The organism is Pseudomonas sp. IPO3774 (genome assembly GCF_013386835.1).
Classification (GTDB): Bacteria; Pseudomonadota; Gammaproteobacteria; order Pseudomonadales; family Pseudomonadaceae; genus Aquipseudomonas.
Genome location: NZ_JACAQY010000013.1, coordinates 48135 through 61109, shown reverse-complemented (window position 1 = coordinate 61109; position 12975 = coordinate 48135). Strand labels below are relative to the sequence as shown.

Below are 12975 nucleotides of genomic sequence, written 5' to 3'. Positions count from 1 at the left end.
TTTGTGTACACATTCAATGCCCGTGGCTTCTGCCCACATGTGATGGCTCAGCCTCGCTGGCCGCGACACTCCCGCTGACTTCCAGCCGCTGCAAAATCCCGCACTGATCCAGATCCGGCCCGCCGCCGCAGCGTTGGCGCAGGTCGAGCAACTGTTCCTGCAACGCCAGCAGCCCGTCGATCCGCGCCTTGACGTGGTGGATATGCTCGTCAATCAATGCATTCACGCTTTCGCACTGGTCCTGAGGACTGTCACGCAGGCCCAGCAGGCTGCGAATTTCCTCAAGGGTCATGTCCAGGCTGCGGCAGTTGCGGATAAACACCAGCCGTTCGGTGTGCGCCTGGGTGTACAGCCGGTAATTACCGTCACTGCGCGCAGGCGGCGGCAGCAGGCCTTCTTTCTCGTAATAACGGATGGTTTCCACCTGGCAATCCGTCAATTTTGCCAATTCGCCGATCTTCATCGCAGCAATCTCCAAAAGGATGCTTGACCCTATAGTGGCTACAGGGTCTTTACTTGGCAACAGGCACCTTTACGGACGCGACAGAATGAGCGATTCCATCCACACCCCGCACAAGCACGACCATGATCATGACCACGCGCACGATCACGGCCCCAAGCTCAAACCTGTGCAGAAGCACGACCATGGCAGCCATGGCGATTCCTGCTGTTCCAGCAAGGCCGCGCCGGCGCTGGTGAAGCTGACCGAAGCCCCGACAGCGGGCTCGCGGCTGAGCACCTTCCGCATCGAAGCCATGGACTGCCCCACCGAGCAGACGCTGATCCAGAACAAACTGGGCAAGCTTGCGGGTGTGCAGCAGCTGGAATTCAACCTGATCAACCGCATTCTCGGCGTCACTCACGACCTGCCGACGACCGCGCCGATCATCGACGCCATCAAGTCCCTGGGCATGCAGGCGGACCCCATCGAAGAAGGCGTCGCCCCGGCTGAGCCGCCGGCGAAGAAGCACTGGTGGCCGCTGGCTGTGTCCGGCGTGGGCGCGCTGGGTGCTGAAGTGCTGCACTTCACCAACGCAGCCCCGACGTGGGTGATTGCCCTGGTCGCGCTGATCTCGATCTTCAGCGGCGGCCTCACCACCTACAAAAAGGGCTGGATCGCCCTGAAAAACCTCAACCTGAACATCAACGCCCTGATGAGCATCGCCGTGACCGGCGCGATCCTGATCGGCCAGTGGCCGGAAGCCGCGATGGTGATGTTCCTGTTTACCGTGGCCGAACTGATCGAAGCCAAGTCCCTGGACCGCGCGCGCAATGCCATCAGTGGCTTGATGCAGATGACCCCGGAACAGGCCACGGTTCGTCAGGCCGACGGCAGTTGGGTTGAACAGGATGTCAAAATCATCGAACTGGGTGCCATCGTGCGGGTTCGTCCCGGCGAGCGTATTGGTCTCGACGGTGAAGTCACCTCCGGCCAGTCCACCATCGACCAGGCGCCGATTACCGGTGAAAGCCTGCCGATTGAAAAGACCGTGGGCGACAAAGTTTTCGCCGGCACCATCAACCAGGCCGGTTCCCTGGAATACAAAGTCACCGCCGCCGCCAATAACTCGACTCTGGCGCGGATCATCCACGCCGTGGAACAGGCCCAGGGCGCCCGTGCGCCTACCCAGCGTTTTGTCGACACCTTCGCCAAGGTCTACACCCCGGCGGTGTTTATCTTTGCCTTGGGCGTGGCGCTGATTCCGCCGCTGTTCATGGCAGGCGTGTGGTTTGATTGGATCTACCGTGCGCTGGTATTGCTGGTCGTCGCCTGCCCGTGTGCGCTGGTGATTTCCACCCCGGTGACCATCGTCAGCGGCCTGGCCGCCGCGGCGCGCAAAGGCATCCTGATCAAGGGCGGTGTGTACCTGGAGGGTGGCTACAAACTCGACTACCTGGCCCTCGACAAGACCGGCACCATCACCCACGGCAAACCGGTGCAAACCGATTACCTGGCGCTGTTCCCGAACATGGAAGACAGCGCACCGGCCCTGGCCGCGAGCCTGGCCGGGCGCTCCGATCACCCGGTGTCCCTGGCCATCGCGAACGCGGCTGTGGACAAAAACCTCACCGTGCACACTGTGGATAACTTCGAGGCCCTGACCGGGCGCGGTGTGAAGGGCGAGATCAATGGAGAGGTCTATTACCTGGGCAACCACCGTCTGGTGGAAGAGCTGAACCTGTGCTCGCCGGCCCTGGAGAAGAAGCTCTTCGCCCTGGAAAAACAAGGCAAGTCCGTGGTCCTGCTGCTGGACAAGTCCGGCCCGCTGGCGCTGTTCGCCGTGGCCGACACCGTGAAGGACACCAGCCGCGAAGCCATCCAGCAGTTGCATGATCTGGGCATCAAGACCCTGATGCTGACCGGCGACAACACCCACACGGCCAAGGCGATCGCCGATCAGGTGGGTATCGACCAGGCCCAGGGCGACTTGTTGCCCACCGACAAACTGCAAGCCATCGAAGCGCTCTACGCCAAGGGCCACCGGGTCGGCATGGTCGGCGACGGCATCAACGACGCCCCGGCGCTGGCCCGTTCCGAGATCGGGTTTGCCATGGCTGCGGCCGGTACCGATACCGCCATCGAGACCGCCGACGTGGCCCTGATGGACGACGACCTGCGCAAGATTCCGGCATTCATTCGGCTGTCGCGGCAAACGTCGAGTATCCTCAAGCAGAACATCGCCCTGGCCCTAGTGATCAAGGCGATCTTCCTCGCGGTGACCTTCCTTGGGATGGCCACCATGTGGATGGCGGTGTTCGCCGACATGGGCGTGAGCCTGCTGGTGGTATTCAATGGTCTGCGCCTGCTGCGCAAATAGTCGATGAGAGGGTGGTGTGCTGAGTGCCGAGCTGAAGGCGTTTTACATGGTCGCCCGCCTGGGCAGCATTACCCAGGCGGCGAAAAAGCTCGGGCTCAGCCAGCCCACGGTGACCACCCAGATTCGTCACCTGGAAAGCCAGTACTCGGTGGAGTTGTTCTACCGTGGCGGGCGCCGCCTGACCGTCAGCGACGAAGGCGCGCGGCTGTTGCCGATGGTCAAGGCGCTGTTGCAGCAGGAAGCGGACATCGAGTTTTTCCTGCGCAACAGTGGCCAGGTACAAGGAGCCTTGAGGATTGCCGCGACGGCACCTTATTACATCCTCGACCTGGTCAAGACCTTCCGCGAGCGGCTGCCGCAGGTCGAGGTTTCGGTGGAGATCGGCAACTCCCAGCAGGTGCTGGAAGCGCTGGATGACTACCGCGTCGACGTCGCCGCCTCGTCCCAATTGCTTGAAGACCCGCGCCTGATCCGCCGGGTACTGGGCATGGACCCGCTGGTGCTGGCGGTGCATCGCAATCATCCGCTGGCGGTACTTGAACATGTACCGCTGACCGCGCTGGCCGGGCATACCTTGCTGATGCGCGAGCCGGGGTCGACCACCCGTCGATTGACCGAAGAGATGTTGCAGGGCGCCGGTGTGAGTTACGGGCCGCTGCTGGAGATCGGCAGCCGGGAATCGATCCGTGAGGCAGTGCTGCGCAATATCGGCATCAGCATCATTGCCCGCCAGGAAGTGCCCCACGACCCGCAATTGCGCGTGCTGACCATCGAAAATGCACCGCAGATTCCCGAGTATTTGTACTGCCTCAAAGAGCGAAAGGGCGCGCGGTTGCCGGCGGCTTTCCTGGGGTTGGCGCAGGAAATGTCCCCTCTCTGATCGTTCCCACGCTCTGCGTGGGAATGCTGGCCTGGACGCTCCGCGTCCGCTCTTAAGGTCGTGACGCGGAGCGTCACAGGATGTATTCCCACGCAGAGCGTAGGAACAATCTGTTGGCACAACCCAAATCCACCAATACCACTATCGCCACGTTTTGCCTTTCTGCCACAAGAGGGACGCATTGCCTGCCTAGGATGACCTTCATCAGTTTGATGAGGTGCCTCCATGAACACAGCCATGACTAATCCCGGCGCGCCAATGAAGGTGCGCGGTGTACAGAAACGCTTCGGCGCCTTCACCGCGCTGGATAACGTGTCCCTGGACGTCGCCGCTGGCGAACTGGTGTGCCTGCTGGGCCCGTCGGGCTGCGGCAAGACCACCTTGCTACGCTGCATCGCCGGCCTGGAGCGCCAGGACAGCGGCGAGTTGTACCTCGGCGACCGCGATGTTTCCCTACTGGCACCCCAGGCTCGGGACTACGGCATTCTGTTCCAGTCCTACGCGCTGTTTCCCAATCTCACCGTCGAAGCGAACATCGGCTACGGCCTCACCGGCAGTGGCCGCGATGAAGTGCGCAAGCGCGTCGGGCAGATGCTGGAACTCGTAGGCCTGGTGGGCAGCGAAAAGAAATACCCCGGCCAACTTTCCGGCGGCCAACAACAGCGTGTGGCACTGGCTCGCGCCCTGGCGCCGGCGCCGTCCTTGCTGCTGCTGGACGAACCCATGTCGGCCCTCGACGCCCGGGTGCGCGAGCATCTGTGCACCGAGCTGCGCCAACTGCAGCGCCGCCTGGGCATCACCACCCTGATGGTCACCCACAACCAGGACGAGGCCATGCTGATGGCCGACCGCATCGCTGTGATGAACAACGGCAAGGTCGAGCAGTACGCCACGCCCCAGGAAATCTACGACCGCCCGGCCACACCGTTCGTGGCCGAGTTTGTCGGCCAGGGCAACTGGCTGCCGTTCAGTCGCAACAGCGCCAGCCACGCTCAGGTTGGCGGCATGAATATGCGCCTGGCGGACAACGCAGGCGTCGCGAAATCGGGCCGTCTGTTCTGCCGCCCGGAAGCCATCAGCGTCAACCCGCCAGTGCATGAAGAAAACCTGTTCCCGGCCAAGGTCCGCGAGATCACTTTCCTCGGCAACCGCTGCCGCATGAGCTTCGAGCTGGACCAACTGCCCGGCCATCCGCTGCTGGCCGAATTGGCCCCGGAAGCCATGCCGCGCCTTGGCGCCCAGGACATCTGGGTCGCGCTGCCCCCGCGCAGCCTGCAGGTGTTTGCCTGAGATGGCCCGCGATATGACTCTGCCGATACCCGATAACGTGGCTCGTCAGGTTTCCCGTGCCGAACTCGGCGACCGTATTTTTGTAGTCGGCGGCAAGCTGCTCTGGCTGTGCCTGCTGGGCGTCGCGGTGCTGATGCCGCTGCTGGCGATCTTCTGGCGCGGCTTCAGCAGTGAAGCCGGGCAGGGCGGTGGCCTGGTGGCGGCGCGGGAGTTGGTCACCAGCGATAACTTCCACTGGCTGCTCGGTAACAGCCTGAAGGTTTCCGGCAGCGTTGCCGCCATCGTCGTACCACTGGCTTATCTGTTTGCCTACGCTTTGCAACGCACGCTTATTCCGGGCAAGGCGATCTGGCGCGGCATGTCGCTGCTGCCGTTGATGGCGCCGTCGATGTTGCCCGGGATTGCGCTGGTCTACCTGTTCGGCAACCAGGGCATGTTGCGCGGGCTGCTGTCGGACAACATCTATGGCTTCTGGGGCATCGTCCTCGGCGAAGTGATCTACACCTTTCCCCATGCCTTGATGATCCTGTTGTCGGCGCTTTCCCTGGCGGATGCACGTTTGTTCGATGCCGCATCGAGCATGGGCGCGAGTCCCGCCCGGGCGTTTCGCAGCATCACCTGGCCGGCGACGCGCCAGGCCGTGTTTGCCGCGTTTTGCCTGGTGTTCACCCTGACCATCACCGACTTTGGCGTGCCCGTGGTAGTCGGTGGCGACTATCAAGTACTGGCGCTGGAAGCCTACAAAGCCGTGGTCGGCCAGCAGCAATTCGGGCGGGGCGCCTTGATCGGCATGGTCCTGCTGCTGCCGGCGCTGTTCAGCTTCGGTGTCGACGCCTGGTTGCGCCGCCGCCATGGCGACTCCATGAGCGGCCGCGCCCAGGTGTTCCAGCCGGCACCGTCGAAGCTGCGGGACGGCTGCTACCTGGCCATCGTCCTGCTGATCTGCGCGATCCTGCTGCTGGTGTTCGGCATGGCGGTCTACTCATCCCTGGTGAAATTCTGGCCCTACAACCTGTCGCTGTCCCTGGCCCACTACCAGTTCGAAGACACGGCCGGCGGCGGCTGGCTGGCCTACCGCAACAGCATCACCATGGCCCTGTGCACCGCGTTGATCGGCAGCGTGCTGATCTTCACCGGCGCCTACCTGATGGAAAAGACCAGGGGCCAGAAGGGCCTGAACCTGGCGCTGCGCATGCTCAGCTTCGTGCCGATGGCGGTGCCGGGGTTGGTGCTGGGCCTGGGCTACGTGTTCTTTTTCAACCTCAACGGCAACCCGCTGCATGTGCTCTACGGCACCATGACGTTGCTGGTGGTGTGCACCATTGCTCACTATTTGACCACCGCCCAAATGACCGCCACCACGGCCCTGCGCCAACTGGACGCGGAATTCGAAGCCGCCGCGCTGTCGCTGAAGGCGCCGCTGTACCGCCATTACCTGCGGGTCACCGTGCCGATCTGCCTGCCGGCGCTGCTGGACATCGTGCGCTACCTGTTCGTCTCGGCGATGACCACCGTCTCCGCCGCGATCTTCCTCTACAGCCCCGACACCATTCTCGCCGCCGTCGCCGTGCTGAACATGGACGACGCCGGCAACGTCGGCGGTGCGGCGGCCATGTCGACCCTGATCCTGTTCACCTCGGCGGGCGTGTCCTTGCTGCTGGCGTGGGCCTCACGCGGCTTGTTGCGCCGCTCCCAGGCCTGGCGCCAAACCGCGCCCGGCCAATAATTCACCCATAAAGGAACTGCACCATGTTCAAGCCCCTGGCGTTAGCCGCTGCTGTGCTCACTGCGTTCAGCCTGAATGCCTTTGCCGCCAAGACCGAGTTGACCGTGTACACGGCCCTCGAAGCCGAGCAATTGAAGACCTACAAACAGGCCTTTGAAAAGGTTAACCCGGACATCGAGATCAAATGGGTGCGCGATTCCACCGGCATCATCACCGCCAAGCTGCTGGCCGAAAAAGCCCGCCCGCAGGCTGATGTGGTCTGGGGCCTGGCCGCTTCCAGCCTGGCGATTCTCGATCAGCAGGGCATGCTGCAAAACTACGCACCGGCAGATTTGAGCAAGATCGGTACGAACTACCGCGACGCCGCCAATCCGCCGGCCTGGGTCGGCATGGACGTGTGGGCTGCGACCATCTGCTTCAACACCGTCGAAGCCGAAAAGCAGGGCCTGAGCAAGCCGGTGAGCTGGCAGGACCTGACCAAGCCTGAGTACAAGGGCAAGATCGTGATGCCCAACCCGGCCTCGTCCGGCACGGGCTTCCTGGATGTGAGTGCCTGGTTGCAGACCTTCGGCGAGAAGCAGGGCTGGCAGTACATGGACGACCTGCACCAGAACATCGGCCAGTACGTTCACTCCGGTTCCAAGCCGTGCAAGCTGGCGGCCTCGGGTGAATTCCCGATCGGCATTTCCTTCGAATACCCGGCCGTTCAGCTGAAGCGCCAGGGCGCACCGCTGGACATCATCCTGCCGAAAGAAGGCCTGGGCTGGGATATCGAAGCCACTGCCGTGATCAAGGGCACTGCCCACGCAGACGCGGCACAGAAACTCGCCGACTTCTCCGCCAGCCCCGCGGCGATGGAGCTGTACAAGGAAAACTTCGCGGTACTGGCCCAGCCGGGCATCGCCAAGCCGCAGACCGAGTTGCCGGCGGACTACGAGCAGCGGTTGATCAAGAATGACTTTGCCTGGGCGTCGAAAAACCGCGACAGCATCCTGACCGAATGGCGCAAGCGCTATGACGGCAAGTCGGAAAAACAATAACCACCGATCGTTCCCACGCTCTGCGTGGGAACGCTGCTCTGGACGCTCTGCGTCCGCTTTTGTAGTCGTGACGCGGAGCGTCACAGGATGCATTCCCACGCGGAGCGTGGGAACGAGAGGTCTTCATGACACAACTGCTGATCATCGGCGCCGGCATCCTCGGCCTGTCCCATGCCTATGCCGCTGCCAAACGCGGCCTCAAGGTCAAGGTCTTCGAGCGCAGCGCCACCCCGCTGGGTGCTTCCGTGCGCAACTTCGGCCAGGCACTGGTCACCGGCCAGCCGCCCGGGCCGATGCTCGACCTGGCGCGGGAAAGCCGCGAGATCTGGGGCCAGTGGGCGCAACTCGCCGGCATCCAGCTCAAGCGCAACGGCTCTTATTTGTTCGCCCGCACCGAAGCCGAAGAGCACTTGCTTGAAGCCTTCTGCGCCGGTCGCGCGCAAGAACACGGTTATCGCGTCAAGTTGCTGCAAGGCGCCGCCCTGCACGAGCTGTACGGTGGCCAGTTCGCCCATCACCGCGCTGCGCTTCACGGCCTGGATGATCAACAACTGTATTCCCGCGAAGCCATCCCGGCGCTGATCAACTACCTGAGCCGCGAACTGAACGTGGAGTTTCATTTCTCTACCCTGGTCCGCGACATCGAGCCCGGCCAGGTACACACCACGGCCGGCTCCTTTCGCGGCGAGCAGATCATTGTCTGCTCCGGTCACGACTACCAGACGCTGCTGGCCGAGCAGATTGCCGAACTCAACCCGCAAATCTGCCGCCTGCAAATGCTGCGCGCCCGGCCAGTGGTGGAGTTGAACCTGCAACACGCGCTGCTGACCGGCCTCAGCTGCGTGCACTACGGCGCCTTCGCCGACTTGGCGGAAGCCGCGCCGGTACAGGCCGAAATTCTGCGGGATGTACCGCACCTGCATGAAAACGGTATTCACCTGCTGATTAGCCCGACACCCTATGGTGAACTGATCATCGGGGATTCCCACCATTACGGCAGCGATCCTTCACCGTTCAACGCCGAACAGGTGGACAACTGGATGATCGAACTGGCCGAACATACCCTGGGCTGCAAGATCCAGGTCGTGGAGCGCTGGCAGGGCGTCTATGGTTCCCGTGGGCCGGGGCCGTTCTCGTTCACGCGGGCGGCGCCGGGGGTGAGCGCGGCGTTGATGCACACCGGCGTGGGCATGAGCGTCGGGCCGGCGATGGCCGAGCGCAATATCACTGAGCTGTGGGGGAGTGCGTGATGAAAGCAGAGCAGGCAATCGCCGAGGTCTTCGGCCTGTACGAACAACACGGCACCGCCGATTACATCGGCGAGCCGGTCTCGCAGATCGAACACATGTCCCAGGCCGCGCAGTTGGCCATGGCTGAAGGCTTCGATGATGAAGTGGTGCTGGCGGCGTTCTTCCACGATATCGGGCATATCTGCGGCCAAGGTGGTGAGAATATGGGCGGCTATGGTGTGGTCAGCCATGAACGGCTGGGCGCCGATTATCTGCGCCGCGCAGGCTTCAGCGAGCGGATGGCAAAACTGGTGGAATACCACGTGCAGGCCAAGCGTTACCTGACCTTCAGCCAGCCGGATTATTACGCACGCTTGAGCGAGGCCAGCCGCCGCACCCTGGGTTACCAGGGCGGCGCGATGACCGCCGAGGAAGCCCGGGCGTTTGAGCAGGACCCGTTGTGTGCCGTCAGCCTGCGCATGCGTCACTGGGATGAACAAGCCAAGGAAATGCACGTGCCGGTGCTGGACCTTGAAGTGCTGAAGTCCAAGGCCCGGCAACTGTTGGCGGCTTAGGTCTCGTCCAGGCGCTGGGCCAGGGCTTCGATCTGTTCCTGGCGTTCGGCCTGGCTCAACCTGGGGTGCGGGTTGAGGGACGACCATTGCGGATGGGCGCGGGCCTTGTTCAGGGCTTCGGGCAATTTGCCTTCGCGCCAGGTCTTGTCCTGTGGCGTGTCGACCTTGATGCTGTGGATCGCCGCATGGCCCCGCAGGTTCAGGGCCTTGAGCAGTTGCCGCTGGCGCAGGGCCAACAGGCGCAGCACGCTGTCGTCGACGGTCAGCTCGCGCTGGCCCTTGATCTTGCCCAGCAGGCGGCTGCCATAGCTGCGAGCCGTTTGCAGGGCGCCACCGGCGATGGCACCGGCGAGTGCGGCGGCGCCGAGGGTCAGGCCGCCTACGAGTAGATCCACACCTGCGCCGGCCGCCGCGCCGGCTGCGATTCCGCCACCGACCCGCACGCCCAGTTGCTTGAGGGTCTCGGGGTTGAACAGGTCATCGCCCCAGCGCCCGTCCAGCAGCGGTAGATCGCTGGCGGCGGCGTCCTGCGGGCGGAAGCCGAACAACTTGAGCAAGGCCTCCACGCAACGCTGTTCGCGCTGGCGCACGGCTTTGCGCAGTTCGCTGATGGCTTGCTGTTCTACCTCGGCTTCGCTGACCACGCTGCGGCGGCAGGCGGCGCAGTCGATCAGCAGTTCGGCGATCAGCCGCGCGGCACTTTGCTGGCGGGCCTGGCGCTGGGCTTCCTGATCAAGGATCAGCCGTTCCAGTTGCCCACGGGAGTTTTCCAGCAGCAGGGCGAGGCTTTCATAGAGCCGGCGCTCGCCGTCTTCCGGCGGCGCCACGCTGTCGAAACGCACCAGCGCGTGCAGGCCGAGGCGGGCGAGGGCTTCGCGCCAGTCCGGCTCGCGGTGGTCGGCGCTGCTGACAAAATTGAGCACCGGCAGCAACGGCTTGCCACAGCTGGCCAGCACTTGCAGCTCATCGCGGTACTTGGCCAGCACCGGCTCCCGGGCGTCTATCACATACAGCCCGGCGTCGGAGGCGAGCAGTTGGCGCAGCACCTTGGCTTCCTGTTCGAAGCGTTGCCGGGCCTCGCTGCCTTCCAGAAAACGCGCCAGCCGTGCCGGGCCGTCGAGGCGTTCGCCGGGGCGGTCCAGGCGTTCGAGGTAATCGAGCAGGGCGATGGCATCTTCCAGGCCCGGCGTGTCGTACAGCTCCAGCAAGGCTTCGCCGTCCACCGACAAGCGCGCACCTTCGACATGCCGGGTGGTGCTGGGACGATGGGAGACTTCACCAAAGCCGACGTCTCGCGTGAGCGTGCGCAGCAACGAGGTCTTGCCGACGTTGGTGTGGCCGACCACCGCAAGTTTCAGGGGCTTAGTCATGACCGGTCTCCAGCCAGGTGAGCGGCGCGCAATCGGCGAACGGTATCTCCAGTTGTTGCAAGGCCGTGTGCCAATCACCCAGGCGCTCAGCATCCAGGGCTTGGCCGGCGGGCGCTTGCAGCAGCCAGACCCGAGTGGCGGTGGCGCTGCGGGCCAGTTCGGCAATCAGCGCAAGGCTGCCGCGATCCGGCGAGCGGCGTGGGTCGCAGGCGATGGCCAGGCGCGCGGGCGGGAAGCGGGTGAGTTGCTCCAGCAGCTTGTTGCGGGATTCACGGCTGTCGAGGATGCCGGCGTCCTTGACACTGGCCGGGAGCTTCGGCGGCCATGGGCGCTGGTCGTCCAGCTCGATGGCCAGCAGCAGGGCGCCGTTGCTTTCCAGTTCACTGACGCCGCCGGTCACGTGGTGCAATTGTTCGGGCGCCGCATCATTGACCCCAAGCCGTTCGCTGCTGGGCATCAGCCGTTCACGCAGTTGGCTGTAGCCGGGCAGGTTGAGGTCGAGGCTCAAGGCGGCGCGCCCACGTTTCCAACGCCACAGGCACAGCAACGCAAGGATCAGCCGCGGCAGGATGCCGTACACCAGCAGCACGCCCACCAGCCAGGCGGCCCAGGCCTGGCGGGCGCTTTCGATATTCAAGGCGGCATCGCCGCTGGCGCGGATCATCTCGACAGTGGGCACGTTGAAGCCGAGCAAGGCGGGCAGGGCGCCGAGGGTTTGGGTCACGGCGACAAAGGTGTCGGCGCGCAGGATGGTGGTTTCCCACACAAAGCCGTAGCGCCGGGTGGCCAACAGCGTCAGCAGGATCACCAGGGCGCTGAGCAGGGCCAGCAGCCACAGGCTGTTGACCAGCACACCGACGGCCCAGCGATTGAGCTTGCGCCGTTGCAGCAACAGCAGCAGGGCGGGCGCCAGTTGCGCGGCCTTGGCGTCGCGGGCGAGTTTTTCGCTGAGCCATAACCACAGGCGGCCAAGACTGGCGCCGTGTTCGCCGGCAAACAGCAGGCCCAGGGCCCAGCTCAACAACAGGATCAGGTTCAAACCCAGCAGGCTGCCCAGGGCCCAGAACACATTGACCGGCGCCAACCCGTTGCCCAGCGCGGCAAACGCCAGGCCGGCGCCGCTGATAATGGCGACTGCCACCAGCAGGATCAGCGCCAGGCGCGCGCCTTGCAGCCAGCGGGTCAGGGCGGCGGTCAGGCCATCGCGTTCGGCCAGCCACAGCGCGCGGTTTTGAATGCGCGTGGGCAAATCGCCGCCGGCGCTGCGGGCCAGGCGATTGGCTTCCTGGTCTTCCAGGGCGCCCGCGTGTTCCTCGCGCAGGCGCACGGTCTCGGTCAGCCAGAGTGTTTGCAGGGGGGTCAGAGCTGTCACGCGCCGTCCTGTTGAGCCAGTGAATCTGGAGCATAACCGCTGGAACGCCGGTTGGGGTATGCCGCGCGCGGCTCTGGTATTCTCGTCGCCATGAAAAAAACTCTCCCTTTAAGCCTGATCGCAGCCCTCGGTGAAAACCGTGTGATCGGCGTCGACAACAGCATGCCCTGGCATTTGCCGGGGGATTTCAAATATTTCAAGGCCACCACCTTGGGCAAGCCGATCATCATGGGGCGCAAGACCTGGGATTCCCTGGGGCGACCGTTGCCGGGCCGGTTGAACATTGTGGTCAGCCGTCAGACCGATCTGGCGCTGGAAGGTGCGGAAGTTTTTCCGTCACTGGACGCGGCCGTGGAGCGGGCTGAGGAATGGGCCAAGGCGCAGGGCGTGGATGAGCTGATGCTGATCGGCGGCGCGCAGTTGTATGCCCAGGGGCTGGAGCAGGCGGATCGCCTGTATTTGACGCGGGTGGCGTTGAGCCCAAAAGGCGATGCGTGGTTTCCCGAGTTTGATTTGAACCAGTGGAAGCTGGTGTCGAATGTCGAGAATGCGGCTGAGGGTGACAAGCCGGCGTATAACTTCGAAGTCTGGGAAAAAGCCTAAGAGCATCGCAGGCAAGCCAGCTCCCACAGTTGACCGAGTATTACTGAAAAAACCGGTTCAATGTGGGAGCT

General features: G+C 63.7%; 11 protein-coding genes. 8 read left to right on the top strand and 3 right to left on the bottom strand.

Annotated elements, in window-relative coordinates; all coding sequences use genetic code 11:
• Positions 1-13: 13 nt before the first annotated feature.
• Complete coding sequence (gene cadR, locus HYE77_RS06245; RefSeq protein ID WP_017476559.1) at positions 14-463, bottom strand: Cd(II)/Pb(II)-responsive transcriptional regulator; 450 nt, start codon at positions 461-463, stop codon at positions 14-16.
• Positions 464-548: 85 nt separating this feature from the next.
• Between cadR and HYE77_RS06240 the strand changes: the two genes are divergently transcribed.
• From HYE77_RS06240 to HYE77_RS06210, 7 genes are all read left to right on the top strand, one after another.
• Entirely contained in the window at positions 549-2819 is a 2271-nt protein-coding gene (locus HYE77_RS06240) for a heavy metal translocating P-type ATPase (RefSeq protein ID WP_177028028.1), read from the top strand.
• Between the two features lie 16 nt (positions 2820-2835).
• Positions 2836-3699, top strand: coding sequence for a LysR family transcriptional regulator (locus HYE77_RS06235; RefSeq protein ID WP_008438952.1), 864 nt, complete (start codon positions 2836-2838; stop codon positions 3697-3699).
• A 225-nt stretch (positions 3700-3924) separates the two neighbouring features.
• Positions 3925-4989, top strand: coding sequence for a putative 2-aminoethylphosphonate ABC transporter ATP-binding protein (locus HYE77_RS06230; RefSeq protein WP_023659299.1), 1065 nt, complete (start codon positions 3925-3927; stop codon positions 4987-4989).
• 1 nt (position 4990) lies between these two features.
• The gene (locus HYE77_RS06225) at positions 4991-6715 is read left to right on the top strand and encodes a putative 2-aminoethylphosphonate ABC transporter permease subunit (RefSeq protein ID WP_003213812.1); all 1725 of its coding nucleotides are present in this window, start codon (positions 4991-4993) and stop codon (positions 6713-6715) included.
• Positions 6716-6738: 23 nt separating this feature from the next.
• Complete coding sequence (locus HYE77_RS06220) at positions 6739-7755, top strand: putative 2-aminoethylphosphonate ABC transporter substrate-binding protein (RefSeq protein WP_177068568.1); 1017 nt, start codon at positions 6739-6741, stop codon at positions 7753-7755.
• A 125-nt stretch (positions 7756-7880) separates the two neighbouring features.
• Positions 7881-9005, top strand: a complete 1125-nt coding sequence (locus tag HYE77_RS06215; protein ID WP_177068567.1) for a TIGR03364 family FAD-dependent oxidoreductase — start codon at positions 7881-7883, stop codon at positions 9003-9005.
• Complete coding sequence (locus HYE77_RS06210; RefSeq protein ID WP_177068566.1) at positions 9005-9559, top strand: phosphonate degradation HD-domain oxygenase; 555 nt, start codon at positions 9005-9007, stop codon at positions 9557-9559. The genes HYE77_RS06215 and HYE77_RS06210 overlap by 1 nt, the downstream gene beginning before the upstream one ends.
• Here the strand turns inward: HYE77_RS06210 and HYE77_RS06205 are convergent.
• Both HYE77_RS06205 and HYE77_RS06200 read right to left on the bottom strand, forming a co-directional pair.
• On the bottom strand, positions 9556-10929 hold the full coding sequence (locus HYE77_RS06205) for a DUF3482 domain-containing protein (protein WP_003213808.1): 1374 nt from the start codon (positions 10927-10929) through the stop codon (positions 9556-9558). The two genes, HYE77_RS06210 and HYE77_RS06205, sit on opposite strands and share 4 nt — an antisense overlap.
• Positions 10922-12301, bottom strand: coding sequence for a DUF2868 domain-containing protein (locus HYE77_RS06200; protein ID WP_177068565.1), 1380 nt, complete (start codon positions 12299-12301; stop codon positions 10922-10924). Before HYE77_RS06200 ends, HYE77_RS06205 begins: the two co-directional genes overlap by 8 nt.
• Before the next feature lie 90 nt (positions 12302-12391).
• Here HYE77_RS06200 and HYE77_RS06195 point away from each other — a divergent pair, with 90 nt between their 5' ends.
• On the top strand, positions 12392-12904 hold the full coding sequence (locus HYE77_RS06195; protein ID WP_177054915.1) for a dihydrofolate reductase: 513 nt from the start codon (positions 12392-12394) through the stop codon (positions 12902-12904).
• Positions 12905-12975: the final 71 nt, after the last annotated feature.

What these genes read in the sequence shown, in the direction of transcription:
- cadR (WP_017476559.1), bottom strand. Translation starts at nt 463, where the DNA reads ATGAAGATCGGCGAATTGGCAAAATTGACGGATTGCCAGGTGGAAACC.
- HYE77_RS06240 (WP_177028028.1), top strand. Translation starts at nt 549, where the DNA reads ATGAGCGATTCCATCCACACCCCGCACAAGCACGACCATGATCATGAC.
- HYE77_RS06230 (WP_023659299.1), top strand. Translation starts at nt 3,925, where the DNA reads ATGAACACAGCCATGACTAATCCCGGCGCGCCAATGAAGGTGCGCGGT.
- HYE77_RS06225 (WP_003213812.1), top strand. Translation starts at nt 4,991, where the DNA reads ATGGCCCGCGATATGACTCTGCCGATACCCGATAACGTGGCTCGTCAG.
- HYE77_RS06220 (WP_177068568.1), top strand. Translation starts at nt 6,739, where the DNA reads ATGTTCAAGCCCCTGGCGTTAGCCGCTGCTGTGCTCACTGCGTTCAGC.
- HYE77_RS06215 (WP_177068567.1), top strand. Translation starts at nt 7,881, where the DNA reads ATGACACAACTGCTGATCATCGGCGCCGGCATCCTCGGCCTGTCCCAT.
- HYE77_RS06210 (WP_177068566.1), top strand. Translation starts at nt 9,005, where the DNA reads ATGAAAGCAGAGCAGGCAATCGCCGAGGTCTTCGGCCTGTACGAACAA.
- HYE77_RS06205 (WP_003213808.1), bottom strand. Translation starts at nt 10,929, where the DNA reads ATGACTAAGCCCCTGAAACTTGCGGTGGTCGGCCACACCAACGTCGGC.
- HYE77_RS06195 (WP_177054915.1), top strand. Translation starts at nt 12,392, where the DNA reads ATGAAAAAAACTCTCCCTTTAAGCCTGATCGCAGCCCTCGGTGAAAAC.